The following is an 18133-nucleotide window of genomic DNA, read 5'->3' as shown; positions in this document are numbered from 1 at the left end:
GTTCCTAAGTGCCCGAGTGCAAAGCGCGATGCGCGGCGCCCAGCACCCCGGCGGCGTTGTTGTATTCTGCCGGCACGAGTTTGGCCCGCAGCTTCAGTTGCGGCAAGAACTGCTCATGGTCTTCGGAGATCGCGCCGCCGATGACGATCAAATCCGGGCTGCAGAGGAATTCGACGTGGGACAGGTAGCGCTGCAGGCGCGCGATGTACTGCTCCCAATTGAGGTTCTCTTCGCGCATCACCCGGGCGGCGGCCTTGCTCTCCGCGTTGAATCCGTCGATCTCCAGGTGCCCGAACTCCACATTCGGGAAGAGCACCCCGTCGCGGAAGAACGCCGATCCGATGCCGGTGCCCAAGGTCAGCAACAGGGTGCTGCCCTTGATCGGCCGGCCGTCCTGGGAGCCGGCGCCGGCGTACACCTCGGCCATGCCCGCCGCGTCCGCGTCGTTGAGCACGGAAACTTCGCGGCCCAGCACCTGGCCCAGCATCGCCGTGGCGTCCAGCCCGATCCAGGCCTCGTCGATATTCGCGGCGGTATGCACTACCCCGTCGATCACCACGCCGGGCACGGTGACGCCGGCGGGGATACCGTCCAGCTCTTCGCCGGTGAGCCGCTGCAGCTCGCCGATAATCTCCGACATCACCTGGGCCACGGCGTCCGGGTGGGCGCCGTCCGGCGTGGTGGCCTGGCCGAAGGTGCTCTCCACGAGCTTTCCGGCGGCGTCGACCAAGGCGTATTTGATCGATGAGCCGCCCATGTCAAGGCCGATGGCAGCGTACTGCGACTCAGCTGCCGATGCGTCAGATGTTGCCATCAGGTACTCCCCTGCAAGAGGTTCAGGCCGTGGGGTATCGCACGGCAAGCAAACCAGAAACTATATTAAGGACTCTTTACAATAGCTAGCGGCGAGCTTCGCAGTCAATGCCTAGACGCCTTCTGCCCGGTAACTTGACCAAAGCTGCGCCAGATACCTGGACCTCGCCCCATGCAAAGCCCCGTGCAGTGCCGCATCCTCGCCCAGCGTGCTGATCTCAAACACGGTTCTCCCCGGCCCCATCCTACGCGCCAATGCGCTTTGCAGCGCAAAGGTGAAGGACTCGAAGGGGGCCAGCGGACCGCAGAGCACAAAGCGGTGCGGATCGAAAAATGCCAGCAGATTGCCCAGCACCTCGGCCAGCAGCTCGGTGAGCCCGGCGACCAGATCATCGGCCGGCTCTTCCCCACGCAGCGCCCGCAGCAGCCGGGCGCAATCCACCCGGGAGCTGTCCGCCTCGGTCAGCCCGGCATGGCTCAAGCGCTCCAGGAACGTGTGTTCCGCGAAGCGCTGCCCGCTCAGCTCGCCGGCGGTGCCGCTGGCGCCGCGATGCACCTTGGAGTCGATCACCAAGGCCGTGCCGATACCGGGACCCACGTAGAGCAGCACGAAGGATTGGGCAGCACGGCCCGCATCGAGTGCGATCTGCGCCTGCGCCATCCAGTTCACGTCATTGTCCAAGCTGGTCGGGGCCCCGGTCAGCTCGTGCACCACCGGCGCCAAAGAGGCCGAGGAACCGGCGAAAACCGGGGTGGGCAGCGCCGTGCTCCGCTCTCCGGCGCGCTGCACCGGCGAACTTTGCGACAGTGCCGCGCGCAGGGTGCTCCCGGGGCTGGCGGCGCATAGTTCGTGCACCATGCCCGCGGCCAGCTGCTGCACCGCCGCGGCGCTGGCCTCGATGGGTACCGCAAGGTGCGCGTCGGCCACGGTCCGGCCGGACAGATCGGTGGTGCGGCCCAGCAGCGTGCCGGCTTCCAGGCTCAGCCCGAGCAGATGGCCAAAATCCTGGTTGATTCCGTAGCTCTCCGGGGCGCGTCCGCGCCGGACCGCGGCCTTCGGATCGTATTCGGCCGCTACGGAGCTGACCAGGCCGTTCTCCTGGAGGCGCAAGATCCCCTGGGAAGCGGTGGGTTTGGACAGGCCCAAGAAATCGGACATATCGGTGCGCGTGGCGGGCTGGTGCAGGCACAGATAATCGAAGATCTGCCTATCGGTCAGCGTGGCCAGGGCGCGCGGTCCGGTGCTTGGCGCGGGGGTGCTCACCGGCTGCCCACCAGCCGAGCCCCGAGCCGTTCAATTTGCCGGACGCTCAAGCCGTGGGCGAGCAGGTAATCGCCGAGGGAGGCGGCGCGGCGGAAAAGCAGCCCGGGCCGGATGCTTCCCCCGGTGGCGGGAATCCCACCGGCCTCACGCAGGTTCGGCAAGGCGGGCGGGTCATTCTTCACGGACATAATCGCTAAACTATCACGGCTGGCGACCTCGTCCGACGCGGTCAGTCGAAGGCGATCAGCTGGCGGATGGTGCTCCCATCGGCGAGCTCGTCGAAGGCCAAATTGATTTCACTCAGCGGGCGCTGGCCGGTGAGCAGTTCCTCGACCGGCAGCAGCCCGTCGCGCCAGAGCTGTTCATAGTAGGGAATATCCCGGGCGGGGATGGCCGAGCCGAGGTAGGAACCGATGAGGGTGCGCGCGCCGCTGGTCAGCGCGAGCGGTTCGATTTCGGCCAGCGCTCCGGGAGCCGGGAGCCCCACGGTCACCAGCGTGCCGCCGATTGACGTGGCGCGTACCGCGGATTCAAACGCCTTTGGGTGGCCAGCGGCCTCGATCACCACGTCTGCGGTGATCCCCCTATCCGCGGCCTGATCCGGGGTGAGCGCCTCGGTGGCCCCGAGCTCCAGGGCGCGCTGGAGCTTATCGCGATTCATGTCCACCGCGATCAGCCGGGCCGGGCGCGTCCAGCCGGCGGTATGGGCGATGGCTACCAGCAGCGCCGCCATGCCCACTCCGCCCAGGCCCAGCACCATCAGGGATTGGCCCTGCACCGGCCGGCCCGCGTTGAGTACCGCGCCTCCCCCGGTGAGCACCGCGCAGCCGAGCACCGCCGCCACCGCCGGCGGCACGTCTGCGCCGACCGGCACCACCGAGCGGCGGTCCAGCACCGCGTGGCTGGCGAAGGCCGAAACGCCCAGGTGATGGTGCAGCGGTTGGCCCTCGGCCGCGAGCCTGCGCGCACCGCTGAGCAAGGTGCCGGAGGCATTGCTCGCACTGCCGGCCGTGCAGGGCAGCTTGCCGCCGGTGGCGCAGGCGGCGCAGTTTTCGCAGCGCGGCAGGAAGACCGAGACCACCCGCTGGCCCACGTGCAGGTCGCTGACTCCCGCGCCGAGCGCCTCGATCAGTCCGGCGCTCTCATGGCCGAGCACCATCGGCAGCGGGCGGGGCCGGTTGCCGTCGATCACCGACAGGTCCGAATGGCATAACCCGGCAGCCTCGATGCGCACCAGCACCTCGCCGGGCCCGGGTTCGGCCAGCTGCACCTCGGTAACCCGCAGCGGCTTGCTCTGCGCGTAGGGGCGTGCGGCCCCCGACTGCTGAAGGACGGCGGCCCGGATGCTGCGCATTGCGTTACCGCCCCACGCTGACCTGCGGGGTGTAGCCGCGCACCACTCCGTCGGGCACCAGATTCTTCACGATCAGCGAGCAGTCCTTGTCCGCCAGGCCTTCGGCGATGAGCCTGTCGAAGTGCTCCCGGGCCAGTGTGGCGGCCGGCAGGTCGATCCCGGTCAGCGCCCCGGCGTCCAGCGCCAGGCCCACGTCCTTGCGGGCCAGATCCACGCGGAAGGTCGCCTCGAAATTGTTGTTCGCCGCCGCCGTGTCGATCACTTCGGGCACCGGGTACCAGGTCTGCTGCGCCCAGGAACGCCCCGAGGAGACCGAGGCAATCTCCCAGAACACCTTCGGATCAAGCCCCAGGCGCTCGGCCAGCTGGGAGCCTTCGGCGCTGGCCATCAGGTCGATGAACAGCATCATGTTATTGCAGATTTTCGCCGCGATCCCGGAGGTCGGTCCGCCGGCGACGATGGTCTTGGCCGACATCGGGGAGATCAGCTGCACCGCCCGGTCCATCAGTTCGGCCCGGCCGCCGAGCATGAAGGCGAGCGTGCCGGCCGCCGCCCCGGAGATCCCGCCGGAGACCGGCGCATCGACGAAGTCCAGGCCGCGTTGCGCGCTGCCCTCGTGCAGCGCCCGGGAGGATTCGATATCCACGGTGGAGGAATCGAGCAGCAGCATATCGCTCGTGGCGTTGGCCCACACCCCCTCGGGCGCCTCGTACACCGCACGGACATGCTCGCCCTTGGGCAGCATGGTGAATACCGCGTCGGCGCCGGCCATCGCCTCGGCGATGCTGGCCGCGATCTGCACGCCGGCCGTCTCGGCCGCGGCACAGGCCTCGGCGTTCAGGTCATAACCGCGCACCGTATGCCCTGCACGCACCAGGTTCCCGCTCATCGGAGCACCCATATTGCCCAAGCCGATCCATGCGTAAACGCTCATTGCCGTACCCTCCGTAGCCTTGTTGACCTAACTAATTCCCAGCGTAGGTGCGGCGGATCACAACCTCAACGCACAAGGAAAGGTCATTATTGCAACGCTGCTGTGCGCTGGTGCACACTGTATGGATGGACCGCCAGATCGATTACCGCCACCTCGAATCCCTGATCGCCTTCTTGACGGTGGCGCGCCTGGGCCGCTACACCGCTGCCGCGAGCGTGCTCGGGGTCAACCATTCGACGATCTCCCGGCGCATCGCCGCGCTGCAGAGAGCCATGGGCGGACAGCTGCTCACCCGCACGCCGAACGGCTGGGAGCTGACCGATCTGGGCCGGCGCGCAATGATTTCCGCCGAGGCCATCGAACAGGCGGTGGCGGCGATTGGCACCGAGGAGGACACCGGACAGCTCACCGGGCATGTGCGGGTCGCCGCGCCCGACGCGTTCAGCGCCCACCTGGCCGCCCCGGCGCTGGCCAGGCTCCACGAAGAGCACCCGCAGCTGGTATTCGAGATCGTTTCGGAAACCACCCGGGCGCGGCAGACACGCACCGGCATGGACCTGGAGATCGTCATCGGCGAACCGCATGTGCGCCGCGCGGTGTCCTCGAAGCTGATGGACTATGAACTGCGGCTCTACGCCACCGCCGAATATCTGGAGCGCCGCGGCACCCCCACCGCATTGGAAGATCTGCGCGAGCACTACCTGAACTACTACATCGACACCGCGCTGACCGTGGACAAGCTCGACGACGCGACCAGCCTATTTCCCCCGATGCGCCGTTCGGTGTCCTCCACCAGCATCGCCGTGCAATTCGCCGCGACGATGAACCACGCCGGACTCGGCCTGCTGCCGGTCTTCCTCTCCGAGCAGTACCCGAACCTGGTGCCGGTGTTGCACGATCGGTTCTCCTACACCTCGGAATACTGGCTGGTGGGCCGCGAGGAGGCGCTGCGCAACAAGGCGGTTCAGGCGACGGTGCGTGCGCTGAACGATGCCGCCGCACATGGCACCTGGTTCATCCCGCCCTTCCCCTGCTGAACCGGTGCACTGCCTAGGCGGAGGGCGGCCGCGAACCCGTCGCCCCTCGCTTGCTGCCAGTCCGCACTAGTCGCTGCCCGCCGTTGCTCGGGCACGGTGTCTGCGGACAGCCGCCCGGTTCGCGCAGCGCACCGAGCAATACTGCTGCCTGCCGTTGCGCGTCACATCGGCCACTACCGCCGTGCAGGGATCCCCCGGCGTCGATCCCGCAGCGCAGCGGTGCAGGCGATGCATCCCACGGGTCGTGAGATGCAAGGCGGTGCCCACGCTGAAAACAGCCGAGAGCACGTGGGGCAAGGCGCGCGCGTCGGCATCCCGATAGTGCAGATGCCACCCTTCATCATCGTGGTCGGTAAGCCGCGGATACGCAGAGGCGGTGGCCATGTGCTCATTGAGGATGCGCGCACGCTCTTGCGGGTCTGGTGCATCCACCACGGTCAGCCAGTCGTCGATGACACGGCGAACCGCAATGTAGTCCCCCGTTTCCTCGGGAAAGGGAACTGTCATTCCGAATTCCCGTGCGCGAGAGACGATTCCGGCACGGTCTTCCGGCCAGGACGAGGCGAGCGAGGCAGCTAGCAGAACCGCATATTCTCCGTAAGGGTTGAGATGCATAAGACCATTACATCATGGTAGTAGTATGCACATTGAACAGAACATCAAAACTCAGCAAAACACGTCGCTCGTCGGCACCCACGAGCACAGCTGGATCAGCGAGTCCAAGCACCCTACTTCGATCGGCTATGTCATCTACGTGCGTTGCATTGAATGTGGAGTGCGGCGAGTGGACATCCAGAACCAAACGAACCTCGTACCAACGCCGCTGAGCGCCGAGCTGCGCCCCCTGCCAGATCGGGCATCGAGCAATGTGAGGCAGAGGAGCAACTGACGGTTTCTCTCCTCTGCCGAACAGCGGTCCGAGCACCCGCAGACCGGGCTGCCGTTTCGCGGCAACCGGACCACCATCCACGAACTTGGCGCCCGAACACAGATGAATAAATTTTTCAGTCACCCACGCACGGCCAGCCCACTCGATCAGCAAATCTGCCTCGCGCCGCACGAACCAGGGCACCGACTGACTGAGAATATTCTTCACTCAGCCACCAAACCCGACCAGCGACCAGCCACCAAGACACACGCCACGCAGACCAGTAGCCGGCACCAAGAACACCGCGCCCCCGGCAACCGGTAAACAAGTATCAGATAGGTAATGTGATCTAGCGGCGGTGAATGAAAAAATCACTCACCCAACAACCCAGCAACGCAACTAGCTAGCAATCCGATCCGGCGGATCAACCCAACCCAACACCCGACGCACCCGATCAGTCAGCCCCACCTCCCGCACCGGAGTCCGGTCATGAACGTGATCGAAGTTCTGCACCACCTGAACGCTGCCCGGCAACTCCAGACAGACCAACCCATGAGGAGTCCGCCAACCCACCGACCCATCAGGGCGGTAAATCGACTGCCACCCCAACGCGTGTTTCAACATCTGATGCCGCTTGCAGAGCAACTTCGTATTACTCCGATCCGTGTGCCCGCCCTTGGCCCAATCCTCCACATGATCAATCTCCGAAGTCTCCGCGGTACGCCGGCACCCCGGGAAGCAGCAATGCACCTCCCGCACCCGCAACAAATCCTTCAACGCCTGCGAAGGACGATACTTCTGCCGCCCCACATCGATCGCGGCCCCGGTCCACGGATCGGTCAGCACCCGCAGCATCGACGGAGCGTCCTTCGCCAACGCCAAGGCCGTGCCCACCGGGATCGGCCCATACCCTTCCAAATCCGCCAACGCCCGCTTGGGATCCGCCAAGGTCTCCACCGCCGGGATAGTCAACGCCACCCGCGTTTTCAACGGCGTCCCACCCGTTGCCGGCCACCCATCGAGCAGGGCATCACGGAAAATATCAGCCTCCCGCTGCCCCTGGGTACGGGAATCGTCAGGATCCACATCATGCCTCGCGAAATACTTCACCGTGTTGACCATGGAAATAATATCCGCCGCCGGAGCACGCAACTTCAACGCCGCCATCCCGTCCGCTTCACTCCAATGCGTCAACGCCCGGGACTCCTTCGCCGCCTCATGGCGCTCCTGCGCCGATTCGGGGTTCATCCGGTCATGCATCCGCCGAGCACGCTGGCTCACGGCCGCATCCGACGCGGTTTTCGCCATCGGCAACAGCACATGCTCCATCCGCCGGATATCGGCGGACCCCAAATCCTGAGCCTGCTTCACGATATCCCCCGCCGCCTTCGTGGTGATCTCCCCGGCAGCCAAAGCATCCAGCGTGTCCGTGCACAAATGGCGCAGCCCGTCGGCAATGAACAGCTTCCCGCGGACCTTCTCCTCGGACTCACGCAACGCCACGGCGGCTTCGGCGATGAAGTTCGAACGGATGATCTGCTCGGCGGCCGGGTCCACGCCGTAGTAGTTCGCGCTGATCCGCTCACGGCGTTGCTGCTCGGTTTCCGTCTTCGGATCCGCACTGCTGTTTTCGGCCACGACCTGGGCGACCAGTTCCACCGAGTCCGAAAGAGTCACCGCCTCGGCCGCGTCGAGCATGCGCCGCAGCCTCGCGAGCTTCTGCAGCCGCACCAGCCCTGAGCCCGGATCCTGCAACGGCGGCAGGTTGTAGAGTTCGGCGGCCAGCGCCGCGATCTGGCTGAAATACTTCTCATGCTCAACCAAGGAGGTCAACAACCCGTCAGGATGGGAAGCAACCCGGTGTCCTGGCGGGTTCAGCGGGAGACGATGGGTATCATCGTCGCTCTGAAATATCTCTTGTAGTCCCATGTTCAATGATCTCGCGGGCTACGGACTGTTTGAGCGGGGTTTTAGCCCAATGTGGAAAAGTATTGAGTGGCGAATCAGGTTCACTTCCGCTGCTGCTCTGCGATGCGGCAACGATTGCTAGAACCTCATCGTGGCATGGCAACGGCCGGCCCCTGCGCGGAGCCGGCCGCGTTCTTCTGCCTATTTTTTGACCTTTACCGCCTCGTTGAGCAGCCCGGTGTCGATGCGGTCCTGCTCGTCGATAGCGGCCAGGCTAATCCCCTTCGTCTCCTTCATGAAGTAGACGGCCACCATGGTGACAAGCGCGGCGAAGACGATGTAACCGGCCACCGGCACCCAAGAACCATAGACCTTCAGCAGGAAGGTGGCGATAATCGGCGCCATCGACCCGGCGACGATCGAGGTGACCTGATAGCCCAGCGAGACACCGGAGTAGCGCATGCGGGTGGGGAACATTTCTGCCATGATCGCCGGCTGACCGGCATACATCAATGCGTGCACGGCCAAGCCACCGGTGATGGTCAACAGGATCACGAAGTCGTTTGCGGTATTGAACAGCGGGAAGGCGATCACGCCCCAGAAGGCCATCAGGATCACCCCGGTGGCATAGACCGGTCGGCGCCCACGGGTGTCGGTCATCCTGCCGACCAGCGGCACTAGGACCGCATGGAAGATGTGCGCGAGCAGCATCAACCCGAGAATCGTGGAGGTATCCATCTTCAGTTGGGTGGCCATGTAGGTGATGGAGAAGGTCACCACCATGTAGTACATGATGTTCTCCCCGAAGCGCAGGCCCATGGCCGTGAACACCCCACGCGGGTAGCGGCGGAAGACCTCTTTGACGCCGTATCCGGCTGCCGCGTTCTGTTCCAGCTCGGCCTTGGCCTCCTGGAAGATCGGGGCGTCCGAGACACGGGTGCGGATGTAGTAGCCGACGACCACGATCACTACCGAAAGCCAGAAGCCCACACGCCAACCCCAGGCGAGGAAGGCTTCCTCACTGAGTGTGGAGGAGAGCACCAGCAGCACGATGGTGGCCAGCAGGTTGCCGATCGGCACCGCCGCCTGCGGCCATGAGGACCAGAAGCCGCGCTCCTTGTTCGGCGCATGTTCGGCCACCAGCAAGACCGCGCCGCCCCACTCGCCGCCGACGGCGAAGCCCTGCAGGAAGCGCAGCACGATCAGCAGGATCGGTGCCGCGTAGCCGATCGCGTCGAAGGTCGGCAGGCAACCCATGAGGAAGGTAGTCGCGCCGACCAGCACGATCGCGATCTGCAAGAGGTGCTTTCGTCCGTATTTGTCGCCGAAGTGGCCGAAGACGATGCCGCCGATCGGGCGGGCGACAAAACCGACCGCGTAGGTCAGAAACGCCTTGATGATGTTATCCAGCTCGTTGGCCGATTCGGGGAAAAAGACCTTGTTGAAGACCAGCGTCGCGGCGGTGGCATAAAGGAAGAATTCGTACCATTCCACGACGGTGCCGGCCATGGAAGCGGAGACGACGCGGCGCAGCCCCTTGCGTTCGGCCTTGGTTGAGGTTTCGGATACCAATGGTTTTCCTTCCAGCCAAGAGATTCGATTTCGAACCCCACCTGTGATGATCAATCACGAGTATGTCCTAGATCACACTTGGAAGGTAGGTGTCAGCACGCCAATACGGGCTCCTCTTTCGCACATTGAGCGTGCATCAATGCACAACGGCTTCGGGTCGGGCGGGGATGCGGTGCCGCGATCTGCCGGCGAGCGCCGGCTGTTTGCCGCGCCGAGCAGTTCCAGAGCCGCTGTAGCGCAGACAGTCGAAGAGACCTATGATTTTCCCATGAGGATGATAAAAACTTTGCCTGTCGTCACCCTGCTAGCGGCACTGGCTTTCTCATTGGCTAGTTGCACCGGGGATGCATCAGAGATCGACCCGACACCAGAAGCTTCCGCTGACCAGCCCGTAGGCAGCGATGAGAGCGATGGCGCAATGTTCGGCCAACAGCAAGCTGCGTTATCCTCAACCAATCCGAAGGCAGCGATCATTGCCCAAGCCACCGGCAGCGGAAGCATCACTGTCGACGTTGCTTCTCTTCCCGATGAGCACACGCAGCTAGGCGCTGCGGTGCTCTGCACCGGAAGCGGTGATTGGGAGTTGCAGCTCACGAACCACGGCAGTAGCTCGGCCACCGGAGGGTGCACCACCCAGGGCGCAAGCAGCATGAGCGCACCGGTAGGCGCCCGGCCCACGGAGCAACGAATAGAAATTACCGCCGAGAAGGACTCCAAAATTTGGGTCACGGTGTTCGTCGATGAGTAGGCTACGTGATGGATAAGGAGCACAAATGAGCGATACACCCGCAGTCCTCGGGGTCGAGGTCGACCCGCAAACGCGCTGCGCCCACTACCATCAGGACTTCGATGTCATCGCCATCAAGCACTTCTGCTGCGGACAGTACTATCCGTGCCACCTGTGCCACGCGGAAGTTGCCGGGCACCAGGTACGGCTCTGGCCGGCCGAGCGCTTCGGCGAACCGGCGGTGCTCTGCGGGGTCTGCAAGGCCCAGCTGAGCATCACGCAATATTTGGGCGCGAGTACCTGCCCCGCCTGCGCCGCGCTCTTCAACCCCGGGTGCAAGCTGCACCTGGAACTGTATTTCGAGGTCTAGAGCAGCCCCGAGTCCGGGACGTCCAATCCGAGCAGGGCATTTTCCACGACCTCCATCAGCGCCGGATGGATCCAGTACTGGCCGGTGGCCGCGGTGTGCGCATCGATGCCCAGGTTCATCGCCATAATCACCGGCTGGATGAGGTTCGAGGCCTCCGGCCCCATGGCGTGGGCACCCACCAGCTGGCCGGTGCGCTTGTCGGCGAGCACCTTGAATAGTCCGGTGCGATCCTCCATCGCCCAGCCATAGGCGGTGTCCCCGAATTTCTGCGTCTTCACGGTGAGGTGCTCCGCGCCGAGCTGCGCGCGCGCTTCTTCCTCGGTGAGCCCGATGGTGGCAAGTTCCGGATGGGTGAACACCGCTGCCGGGACCGCACGGTCGGAGTTCTTGCGCAACTCTCCGGGATGCTCCAGGTTGTGGGCGACGAGCCGCGCCTCGTAGTTCGCCACATGCTTCAGCTGCGTTTCGGAGCTGATGTCCCCTAGCGCGTAGGTGCCAACCACCGGCTGCCCGCCGCGCAGCACCCGCTGGTATTCATCCACCTGCAGCCGGCCGTCCTCGTGCAGATCCAGGCCGGCTTCCCGCGCGCCGATCAGATCCGTATTCGGGGTGCGGCCGATGGCCACGAGCACCGCGTCGGCACGCAGCGTTTCTCCCCCGAGCTCCACGTCCAGCCCGGAGTCGGCCGGGCGCAGCGCGCGGGCTTCGGTGTGATAGCGCACCTGCCAATGGGCGGTCGCCTCCGCGTTATAGGCCTCGCTGATCTCGGCATCCAGGTGGCGCATCAGCGCCCCGGAGCGCACCAGCTGGATGACCTCGGAGCCCAGGGCGGAGAAGATGGCGGCGAACTCGCAGGCGATGTAGCCGCCGCCGATGATGACCAGCCGTTCGGGAAGCTGCGCCAGGCGCATGATGGTGTCCGAGGTGTGCACCCCGTCCAGGTTGATGCCTTCCAGCGCGGGCAGGGTGGGGCGGGATCCGGCGGCGATGACCAGCTGCTCGGCGGTGATCTCGGTGCCGTCTTCGGCCCGCAGGGTCTTGCCCTCGCGCAGCGTGACGAACTGGGAGATGAGCTCGACGTGCTCCAGCCGCTTGCGGTAGTCCTCCCCGCCGGCGGAGATCGGGTCGATGCGCCCGAAGATCCGATCGCGGATGGCGAGCCAGTCGACCTTCTCCACGGCCAGCTGCACCCCGAGCCGGGCCGCCTCTTCGATGCCGCGGGCCAGATGGGCGGGGCGGACGAACATCTTCGTCGGGATGCAGCCCACGTTCAGGCAGGTGCCGCCGAAGGTCGACCCCTCGGCGATGGCTACCTGCTTGTCGTCCCAGTAGTCGGTAATCAGCGAGTTGCCGGAACCTGAGCCAATGATTGCGAGATCTACGTTGCGCCGAGTCATGGCTTCATCGTAGGCCAGCGGCGGTTCCGCAGAGCTATTTTCGCCTCCGGGCGAAGCTTCATGACCTCGCGGACTGCGCCTCGAAGAATCCGGGAACCTGCGGGACGACGAGCACCGGACGGGACTGGCGATGGGCCAGCGCGACGGCGATCGATCCGTCCATGAGTTCTTCCATCCGGCTGCGCAGCCCCGGACGCCGGGTGCCGATGGCGATCAGCTGCGCGTTGAGCTCATCGGCCACCCGCATCAACGCCTTGGCCGGATCGCCGGCGACGGTGCGCGCCGCCCAGCTGACCTTCGTCCCGGCGAAGGCCTGCGAAAGCTGTTCGGCGAGCGCCGCGGAGAAATCCTGCTGGAACTGCTCATCCCCATCGAAAGTGGTGTCTTCGACAATTTCCCCGGTGGGCAGGCGTTCGGTGACAAAACGGCCGGAGTCCGCATAGAGGCACATGATCTTCGCGCCCGTGGCCTCGGCCAGCTCGATGACGGCTTCGAGGACCGTCGGCGACTGTCCCGGTTCAACCCCAACTAACAAAATACGCTCGGTCATCATGACTCCCACGGATCGTGCCGAGTGCGGATTCCCATCCGCCGCAACGAGATTGCGTCGCTAATCCCAGTATGCCAGCGCGCCGGAGTCTTGTCCGCAAATTTTTGCCGCCGGACACCGGCGGGCCGGCCCGAAAATGGACCGGCCCGCCAGGTGCCCTGCTACTGTCGAACGTGCTGTGCCTAGCTGACCGGGTCCGCGGCGAACTCGGCCATCGCGTCGATCATCCAGTGCACCACATGTTCGGTGAACGAGGCGCGCGGCATCACATACCAGCTGTTCTCCGCGGTGCGCCAGAGCAGGATCGGCACATTCGCTACCGTGGTGGTGATCGCCTGGTTGACCGCGAAGGCCCGCGGATGCAGATCGGCCGGGCAGCTCTTGCGCAGCACCAAGGTGGCCCCGGCACCGCGCAGCTCCAGCACCGCACGGTTCGCCGAAAGGTCGATCACCTGGCCCGGCGCCTGACCCAGGGCGGAGTCCAGCGGCTCGGTGAGCTCCTGTCCGGCGGCGTTGAAGGCCATGAATTCGTCCGGCCCGAGCCAGAGCACCGCGGTGCCGGCTACGCTCCCGGCGACCTCGCCGACGCCGGTCGGCAAGCCCACGCCGGTGGCCTCGGCGAGCGCCTGATGCCCGGCGCTGCCGGGAACCGCGCGCAGCGACACCGCGCTGGCCAGCGCAATCTCGCGCAATGCGACGGCGCGCGTCCCGGCGACGGAGGCCTGGGCCATCGCCTCGGCCAGGTGCGCGGCCGGGGAGCGGCGCAGGTCGGTGGTTGGTTCGATCACGCTGTGCTTAGCCATCTCGGCGGCTGCCTTCCGGGTCGTAGAGTACGGTTTCGCAGACCTCGACGTCGACCAGCTGGTCGCCGACGGGGGCCTTGAGGACTTCACCGATGCGGTTGAAGCCGTTCTTGATCAGGGCCAGGCCGAAGGTTCGGCCCAGCGCGGGCGAGTTGTAGGAGCTGGTGACCCAGCCTTCCATCGGGACCGGGCCGTCGGCCGGGGTGACCGGGGTTCCGGCTCCGACCAGCGCGGTGCCTTCGGGCAGGCGCAGGGTCTTGTCCACCGGCAGCACGGAGACCAGCTGCTTGCGGTCCGCGCGCTGGTTGTCATCGCGGTTGAAGGAGCGGTTTCCCACGAAATCCTTCAGCTTCGAGACCACCCAGCCCATGGCCGCGTCCTGCGGGGTCACCGTGCCGTCGGTGTCCTGCCCGACGATGATGAAGCCCTTTTCGGCGCGCAGCACGTGCATGGTTTCGGTGCCGTACGGGGTGATGTTGAATTCCTCGCCGGCCGCGTAGACGGCCTCCCAGGTGCCCAGCCCGTACCAGCTCGGCACCGCGATCTCGAAGGCGAGTTCTCCGGAGAAGGAGATCCGGCTGATCCGTGCCGGGGTGCCGTTTTCCAGCGTGGTGTCCACGAAGGCCATGAACTTGAACGCCTCGTTGGACACGTCCAGTTCCGGGGCAAGCTTGGAGATCACCGCGCGGGACTTCGGCCCGACCACCGCGACGGTGGCCAGCTGCTCGGTGACCGAGGTGCACACGACATCCAGCTCCGGCCATTCGGTCTGCAGCCACTCCTCCAGCCAGTCCAGCACCTCCGCGGCGCCGCCGGTGGTGGTGTGCATCAAGAAGCGGTCCTGCGCCAGGCGCAGGGTCACCCCGTCGTCGAAGATCATCCCGTCCGCGTGGCACATGACCCCGTAGCGGCCCATGCCGACCTTCAGCTTGGTGTAGCCGTTGGTGTAGATGCGGTTCAGGAATTCGGCCGCGTCCGCCCCGCGGATCTCGATCTTGCCCAGCGTGCTGGCGTCCAGCATGCCCACCGAGTCGCGCACCGCGGCGCATTCGCGGTAGACCGCCGCGTCCATGTCCTCGCCCGCCTGCGGGTAGTACCAGGGGCGCTTCCACTGCCCGACGTCCTCGAACGCGGCGCCTTGGGCCAGGTGCCAGGGGTGCATGGCGGTGATGCGGGCCGGGTCCAGCAGCTGGCCGCGGTTCCGCCCGGCGAGGGCGACAAAGGAGACCGGGGTGTAGGGGGCGCGGAAGGTGGTGGTGCCGATCTCGGCCGGGTTTTCGATGCCCAGCACCGCGGCGATCACGCCGATGGCTGCCACCCCGGAGGTCTTGCCCTGGTCGTTGGCGGTGGAGATCGAGGTGTAGCGCTTCACATGTTCCACCGAGCGCATGCCCGCTCCGGTGGAGCGCAGCACCTCGGCCACGGTCTGGTCGCGCTGCAGGTCCACGAAGTGGTGCTTGTAGTGCACCGCGTCCTCGCCCTGGCGCGAGGGGATCAGCCAGACCGGGCGGGTTTCGCCCAGGGCCACCTCGATGGCTTCGGGCACGCGGGCGATCGTCGCGAAGCCGGCGGCGGTGGCCGCCGCGGCACCTGCGGCGGCGCCCCCGGCCAGCGCGCCGGCGGTGTCGAAGCGGCCGGTGAGCGAACCGGCGAGGTGCTGGTTGGCGACGGGTGCCGCGGGCAGGAACGCGTGCACGGTGGAATCCCAGGCGAGCTTGCCCTGGCGCTGGGAGTGCAGGTGCACCACCGGGTTGAAGCCGCCGGAGATGGCCAGCGTGTCCGCGGCCAGGCGCTGCGCGGCGCCGATGTTGTTCTGCGCATCCAGGCTGGCGACCCAGACGGCCGACAGCTCGCCGTTGGCGCCCGCCTCGGTATCCACGACCACCGAGCCGGTGATCACGTGCACCCCGGCGCCGACCGCCTCGGCGGCAGCCACCGAGACGTTTTCGCGGGCGTCGACGACCGCGACGACCCCGCCGCTGGCGGCCAGCTCGGTGACCAGCGGGTAGACCGAGTCGTTGGTGGTGGCCACGAGGATCTGCGCGCCGGCGCGCACCCCGTAGCGGTTCAGGTAGGAGCGCACGGCGCCGGCGAGCATAATGCCCGGGCGGTCGTTGTTCTCGAAGACCAGCGGACGCTCGTGGGCGCCGGTGGCGAGCACCACCTGCCCGGCACGGATATGCCAGACGCGTTCGCGCGAAACCCCCGGAGCCGGCGCATCGTCCAGATGCGCGGTGCGGCGCTGCACGGCGATCACGTAGTTCGAGTCGTAGCTGCCCAGCGCCGTGGTGTGCTGCAGGTGGGTGGTCTCCTCTGCGGCCTCAAGCTCGGCGGTGACCTGGGCGATCCACTGGCAGGAGTCGATCCCGTCGATCTGTTCGTCCGGCGCGTCGAGCAGCCGTCCGCCGGCTTCGGCGCGCTCATCGAGCAGCATCACCCGCGCCCCGCTGCGGGCGGCCTCGCGGGCGGCGGCCAGGCCTGCCGGACCGGAGCCGACCACCAGCACGTCGGTGTGCACATGCGCGTGGTCGTAGTAGGCCTCGTCCTTGCGCGGGTCCATGGTGCCCAGGCCCGACAGGGTGCGGGCGGACAGCCCCTGGGCGGCGGGAACCACCGGGGCGGCGAGCATCGACTCGTCCACGTCGTCGCTGTGCCGCGCGTGGATGTGGACCAGCGCGTTGGGCTCCTCCACCCCGGCGGCGAAGATGCCGCGCGGGCGATTCAGGTACAGCGAGTCGCCCACCCGGCGGATGCCGGAGGCCAGCATCGCGCTGGCCAGGGTATCCCCGCGCAACGCGGACAGCGGCTGGCCGTTCAGCTTCACGTCGAGCGGCTGCGCGTAGTCCACCCGGGCGTCGACTGCCTGCGCAGCGTCCAGACGGTATGAATCGGTGGTGCTCATCGGGTGCCTCCCTCGGTGTTTTGCAGTTCCGGGCGGGCTTCGCCGGCGCCGTAGATTGCCTTGAATTCGTATGTGACGGTGTCGCGCAGGGCGTTGAACCATTTGCGGCACCCGGCGGCGTGCACCCAGCGTTCGGCGTTGATGCCTCGGGGATTCTTGCGGTAGAACAGGTACTGCGCCCATTCCTTATCGCTCAGCGCCTGCGGGTCGTCCGGGTAGGCGACGTGCGCCTGGCCGCCGAATTTGAATTCGGTTTCGTTGCGTGGCCCGCAGTTCGGGCAGTCAATCAGCATCATGAGTTGGTTCCCTTTCTTAGTGGGCCACGGCTGCGGCGCCGTGTTCGTCGATGAGGTAGCCGGTTTCGAAGCGTTCCAGCGCGAACGGCTTGTTCAGCTTGTGCGGCTCGTCGTTGGCGATGGTGTGCGCGAAGGTCCAGCCGGCACCCGGGGTGCCCTTGAAGCCGCCGGTTCCCCAGCCGCAGTTGACGTAGAGGTTCTCGACCTGGGTCTTGGAGATGATCGGCGAGGCATCCATGGTGGTGTCCACAATGCCGCCCCAGGTGCGCAGCACGTGGGCTCGGGCGAAGATCGGGAAGAGCTCCACGGAGGCCGCCATCTGCTCCTGGATCACGTGGAAGGCACCGCGCTGGCCGTAGCCGTTGTAGGAGTCGATGCCCGCGCCCATCACCAGTTCGCCCTTATGCGCCTGCGAGACGTAGACGTGGATGTGGTTGGACATGACCACCGTCGGGTGCACCGGTTCGAAGAGTTCGGAGACCAGTGCCTGCAGCGGGTGGGACTGGATCGGCAGGTCGACGCCGGCCATTTCGGCCAGCACCGAGGAGTGGCCGGCGCCCGCGAGGGCGACCTTGCCGGCGAGAATGGTGCCGCGGTTGGTCTTCACTCCGGTGACCTTGTTGCCGTCCTTGAGGATTCCGGTGACTTCGCAGTTCTGGATCAGGTCCACGCCCAGCTCGTTGCACTTGCGGGCGAAGGCCCAGGCAACGTGGTCATGCTTGGCGATGCCGGCACGGGGCTGGTAGGTGGCGCCCATGATCGGGTAGCGGATGTCGTCGGAAATGTTGATGATCGGGCAGGCTTCCTTGACCTGTTCCGGGCTCAGCCATTCGGCGTCCACTCCGTTGAGCTTATTCGCCTCCACGCGGCGTACCGATTCGCGCACATCTCCCAGGGTGTGGGCCAGGTTCATCACTCCGCGCTGGGAGAAGAGGAAGTCGTATTCCAGTTCCTCGGGCAGCTGCTCCCAGAGCTTCAGGGAGTGCTCGTAGATGCCTGCGGATTCGTCCCACAGGTAGTTCGAACGGATGATGGTGGTGTTGCGGGCCATATTTCCGCCGGCCAGCCAGCCCTTTTCAAGGACGGCGATATTTGTCATGCCGTGGTTCTTGGCCAGGTAGTAGGCGGTCGCCAGTCCGTGCCCGCCGCCGCCGACGATCACCGCATCGTAGGACTTTTTCGGGTCCGGGTTATTCCAGAGAAATTCTGGGTGCTCGGGAAGCAGGTCAGCCATGATTATGCTCCAATCTTCTGCAGGTTTGGGTAGAGCGGGTGAGCCTGCGCCAGATCCAGCACACGCTGCTTCAACTCCGGCAACACACCAGCATTACCATCAGC

18 protein-coding genes are annotated in these 18133 nt (G+C 65.9%); 3 read left to right on the top strand and 15 right to left on the bottom strand.

Going from position 1 to position 18133, the window contains the following annotated elements; all coding sequences use genetic code 11:
* Positions 1-4: 4 nt before the first annotated feature.
* The 5 genes from ppgK to mmsB form a co-directional block, all read right to left on the bottom strand.
* A complete protein-coding gene (gene ppgK, locus CQ017_RS15655) occupies positions 5-814 on the bottom strand; it encodes a polyphosphate--glucose phosphotransferase (RefSeq protein ID WP_105554482.1) in 810 nt (269 codons plus the stop codon).
* Positions 815-925: 111 nt separating this feature from the next.
* Complete coding sequence (locus tag CQ017_RS15650; RefSeq protein ID WP_105554481.1) at positions 926-2077, bottom strand: ROK family transcriptional regulator; 1152 nt, start codon at positions 2075-2077, stop codon at positions 926-928.
* The gene (locus CQ017_RS15645; protein ID WP_105554480.1) at positions 2074-2265 is read right to left on the bottom strand and encodes a hypothetical protein; all 192 of its coding nucleotides are present in this window, start codon (positions 2263-2265) and stop codon (positions 2074-2076) included. Before CQ017_RS15645 ends, CQ017_RS15650 begins: the two co-directional genes overlap by 4 nt.
* Positions 2266-2306: 41 nt before the next feature.
* Entirely contained in the window at positions 2307-3431 is a 1125-nt protein-coding gene (locus CQ017_RS15640) for an alcohol dehydrogenase catalytic domain-containing protein (protein ID WP_105554479.1), read from the bottom strand.
* A gap of 4 nt (positions 3432-3435) precedes the next feature.
* Positions 3436-4365, bottom strand: coding sequence for a 3-hydroxyisobutyrate dehydrogenase (gene mmsB, locus CQ017_RS15635; RefSeq protein ID WP_105554478.1), 930 nt, complete (start codon positions 4363-4365; stop codon positions 3436-3438).
* 125 nt (positions 4366-4490) lie between these two features.
* On the opposite strand from mmsB, the gene CQ017_RS15630 reads away from it, so the two are divergent.
* Positions 4491-5402 (top strand): LysR family transcriptional regulator, encoded by a 912-nt coding sequence (locus CQ017_RS15630; protein ID WP_146112511.1) that lies wholly within the window; start codon positions 4491-4493, stop codon positions 5400-5402.
* 66 nt (positions 5403-5468) lie between these two features.
* Here the strand turns inward: CQ017_RS15630 and CQ017_RS15625 are convergent, their stop codons facing one another.
* The 4 genes from CQ017_RS15625 to CQ017_RS15610 form a co-directional block, all read right to left on the bottom strand.
* A complete protein-coding gene (locus CQ017_RS15625; RefSeq protein ID WP_105554476.1) occupies positions 5469-6017 on the bottom strand; it encodes a CGNR zinc finger domain-containing protein in 549 nt (182 codons plus the stop codon).
* A gap of 7 nt (positions 6018-6024) precedes the next feature.
* Complete coding sequence (locus tag CQ017_RS18190) at positions 6025-6498, bottom strand: hypothetical protein (RefSeq protein ID WP_181150571.1); 474 nt, start codon at positions 6496-6498, stop codon at positions 6025-6027.
* A 171-nt stretch (positions 6499-6669) separates the two neighbouring features.
* Entirely contained in the window at positions 6670-8106 is a 1437-nt protein-coding gene (locus tag CQ017_RS15615) for an HNH endonuclease signature motif containing protein (RefSeq protein WP_181148612.1), read from the bottom strand.
* Between the two features lie 273 nt (positions 8107-8379).
* Positions 8380-9750, bottom strand: a complete 1371-nt coding sequence (locus tag CQ017_RS15610) for an MFS transporter (RefSeq protein WP_308727267.1) — start codon at positions 9748-9750, stop codon at positions 8380-8382.
* A gap of 268 nt (positions 9751-10018) precedes the next feature.
* Here CQ017_RS15610 and CQ017_RS15605 point away from each other — a divergent pair, with 268 nt between their 5' ends.
* Positions 10019-10498: a hypothetical protein gene (locus tag CQ017_RS15605; RefSeq protein WP_146112510.1), complete on the top strand. Its 480-nt coding sequence runs from the start codon at positions 10019-10021 to the stop codon at positions 10496-10498.
* A 25-nt stretch (positions 10499-10523) separates the two neighbouring features.
* Complete coding sequence (locus CQ017_RS15600) at positions 10524-10847, top strand: CHY zinc finger protein (protein ID WP_181148613.1); 324 nt, start codon at positions 10524-10526, stop codon at positions 10845-10847.
* Here CQ017_RS15600 and CQ017_RS15595 read toward each other — a convergent pair.
* The 6 genes from CQ017_RS15595 to CQ017_RS15570 form a co-directional block, all read right to left on the bottom strand.
* Positions 10844-12244 (bottom strand): mycothione reductase, encoded by a 1401-nt coding sequence (locus CQ017_RS15595; RefSeq protein ID WP_105554472.1) that lies wholly within the window; start codon positions 12242-12244, stop codon positions 10844-10846. The genes CQ017_RS15600 and CQ017_RS15595 overlap by 4 nt on opposite strands.
* A gap of 58 nt (positions 12245-12302) precedes the next feature.
* Positions 12303-12794: a universal stress protein gene (locus CQ017_RS15590; RefSeq protein WP_181148614.1), complete on the bottom strand. Its 492-nt coding sequence runs from the start codon at positions 12792-12794 to the stop codon at positions 12303-12305.
* Between the two features lie 182 nt (positions 12795-12976).
* Entirely contained in the window at positions 12977-13597 is a 621-nt protein-coding gene (soxG, locus tag CQ017_RS15585; RefSeq protein ID WP_105554470.1) for a sarcosine oxidase subunit gamma family protein, read from the bottom strand.
* Positions 13590-16499, bottom strand: coding sequence for a sarcosine oxidase subunit alpha family protein (locus tag CQ017_RS15580; protein WP_105554469.1), 2910 nt, complete (start codon positions 16497-16499; stop codon positions 13590-13592). Before CQ017_RS15580 ends, soxG begins: the two co-directional genes overlap by 8 nt.
* A complete protein-coding gene (locus CQ017_RS15575) occupies positions 16496-16795 on the bottom strand; it encodes a sarcosine oxidase subunit delta (protein ID WP_105554468.1) in 300 nt (99 codons plus the stop codon). Before CQ017_RS15575 ends, CQ017_RS15580 begins: the two co-directional genes overlap by 4 nt.
* Positions 16796-16811: 16 nt before the next feature.
* Positions 16812-18029 carry a sarcosine oxidase subunit beta family protein gene (locus CQ017_RS15570; protein ID WP_096286670.1) on the bottom strand — a complete coding sequence of 406 codons (1218 nt, stop codon included), beginning with the start codon at positions 18027-18029 and terminating at the stop codon, positions 16812-16814.
* Positions 18030-18133: the final 104 nt, after the last annotated feature.

Source organism: Arthrobacter sp. MYb224 (assembly GCF_002975455.1).
Classification (GTDB): domain Bacteria; phylum Actinomycetota; class Actinomycetes; order Actinomycetales; family Micrococcaceae; genus Glutamicibacter.
This window is presented reverse-complemented; position numbering and strand designations above follow the sequence as displayed.